General features: G+C 65.6%; 2 protein-coding genes and 1 pseudogene. 2 read left to right on the forward strand and 1 reads right to left on the reverse strand.

Translation table 11 applies throughout. The features are described from left to right. Positions 1-288 precede the first annotated feature (288 nt). Entirely contained in the window at positions 289-687 is a 399-nt protein-coding gene (locus I5M_RS03515; RefSeq protein WP_376738660.1) for an META domain-containing protein, read from the forward strand. A 399-nt stretch (positions 688-1,086) separates the two neighbouring features. On the opposite strand, the pseudogene I5M_RS03520 reads toward I5M_RS03515, so the two are convergent. Beyond that, positions 1,087-1,938: pseudogene (locus tag I5M_RS03520) on the reverse strand (phytoene desaturase family protein); the annotation flags it as partial. Here I5M_RS03520 and I5M_RS31995 point away from each other — a divergent pair. Then, positions 1,853-2,113 carry a hypothetical protein gene (locus I5M_RS31995; RefSeq protein ID WP_199900014.1) on the forward strand — a complete coding sequence of 87 codons (261 nt, stop codon included), beginning with the start codon at positions 1,853-1,855 and terminating at the stop codon, positions 2,111-2,113. The pseudogene I5M_RS03520 and the gene I5M_RS31995 sit on opposite strands and share 86 nt — an antisense overlap. Positions 2,114-2,186: the final 73 nt, after the last annotated feature.

The raw sequence follows: 2,186 nt of genomic DNA on the forward strand, positions 1-2,186 counted from the left end.
GTCGCCTCGACTGCCACCAATTGGTACGGCCACGAAGGCAGCATCCTGCGTTACGTGTTCCTGCACTCGATCTCACTGGCATGTCTGGTCGGCGTGCTGGTCATGCTGCAGGCCTACGTCTATCCGTTCACCGCGATGGTGCTGAAATAGCGGCCTGATCCATCGTCTTGCGAACCCCCGCGGCGCGCGCCGCGGGGTTTTGCTTTTTGCGCGTCTGGCCAAGCGGCCGCCGATTGCGTTAGACAACCGGCGATTCGAAACGAGCGAGGCGTGATGCGTTTCCAGGCGATGATGACGCTCGCCGCTGCGGCGGCGATGCTGGCGGTCCCGATGGCCGATTTGGCGATGGCGCAATCCGGCAGCGACTTTCCGTTCGGTCTCGAAATGACGCTCGACGCCCCGCCCAAGCCTGGTTCGAAGCGCATCCCTTCGGTCGAGATCGGGGATAAAGGCGAGGCGCGGCTCGAGCTGTGGTGCAAGAGCGGCAGCGGACAATTCTCGGTCGCCGGCAACACCGTGATCTTCGTCCCCGGCCCGTTGGAAGACCGCAACTGCCCACCCGACCGCGCCCAGGCCGACGACGCGTTGGTGGCCGCGCTGGCGGCCGCGACGAATTGGACGCGGCAGGGGGATCTCGTCAGCTTCACCGGCAGCCAGCCGCTGCGGTTCCGGATCAATAGTAACTAGAGTGAGACCTCTTCCTGTCATTGCGAGCACCCGGATCGGCGCTTTGCGCCGTCCGGGCACAGGCTCCGCGAAGCAATCCAGCCCAGTGAACGGAGCTGGATTGCTTCGTCGCTACGCTCCTCGCAATGACGTGGTGATAGTTCTCGCAAACAACCCATCTTTCGTCATTCCGGGGCGCTCACGCAGTGAGCGAACCCGGAATCCATACTCCCTGTACTTGATATTGGGCGCGGCGTAACAACGACTGTGCTTCACCGCGAATACAGGGAGTATAGATTCCGGGTTCGCGCTTCGCGCGCCCCGGAATGACGAACGATAGGTCTTGCGATGGCCGACACCGCACGGGCCGTGGTACTTGCGTGGTCTCGCGACGAAGACCGCTGCATGTAATCCGAAATCTCAGCCTTCGCTCAAAATCATATCCGCGCAGACTTCCGCGGCCTGGATCGCGCCGTTGTAGCCGCCGATGCCGGACCAGGCCGAGGCGAGATAGAGGCCAGGCAATGCGGTGCGCGGCGAGCGATAGGTCGTGTCGCCGTCTCGCGGCGGCGTCGGTGCGAAGCCGTAGACGGCGCCTTCGGGGACGCCGAGATATTGCCGCACCGACAGCGCGGTGTTGAACGAGGCGGCCGTCACGGCGCCGGCGAGGCCGGGAAAATGTGCGTCGAGATGATCGATGATCGCCTGCTGCCAGCGCGCGCGCTTGGCGCGGTAGCCGTCCTGATCGAGCCCGTCCCAATTCGCCACCATGTCCGGCCCGACCACCGAGAGCACGTGCGGCGGCGACGGCACGCCGGAGTCGATGGCTGCGTAGTTGGCGATCGCCAGCGGCGGCATCTGGTCGCCCGGTTCGTCCGCCATCACGGTCTTGCCCTGCGCGTAGCTGCTCAGCGTCGTCATCCAACCTGGCAAGACCTGAGTAACGTAGCTCGAGAGGCCGAATTCCTGCGCCGGTCGCGCCAGCCCGAGACTCAGGGCGAACAGGGAGAGCGACGGCCCGCGGGCCGAGTAGTTGGCAGTCAGCCGCTCCGCGTCGGCCTCCGGCATCAAAGTCGCCAGCGCCGCCGGGGCAGCGTTGCCGATCAGTCGCGTTGCCTCGACGCTCTGAGGATCGCTGCCGTCGCGTGCCGAGTGGGTGACGCGATGCGCGCCTTCTGTGATCTCGATGCCGGTCACCGAGCGGCGCAGCAGCACGTCTCCGCCGGCCTTGCGGATCGCCCGCGCCAGCGCACTCGAAAGCCTTTGCGAGCCAAACGGCGCGGTGCCGGAAGCCACGAAGGAAACGGTCAAATCGGAAGAAGCCGAGGGTCTGAGCACCGTGCTGAACCTGCAGCGCGTCGGCACCCAGCGCTATTTCGACACCGCCGGCTTCCCCGGCCGTACGCTCGGCCTCGACGATGACAAGACAAAACCGGCGGGGAACTAACCCCGCCGCGACCGGACTCCCGGCCACCGCCCCCGAACCACGCCCACCATTTCAAGACGTCCGGCAAGGATGT

Origin of the sequence: Rhodopseudomonas sp. B29 (assembly GCF_000333455.1) — a bacterium.
Taxonomy (GTDB): Bacteria; Pseudomonadota; Alphaproteobacteria; order Rhizobiales; family Xanthobacteraceae; genus Rhodopseudomonas.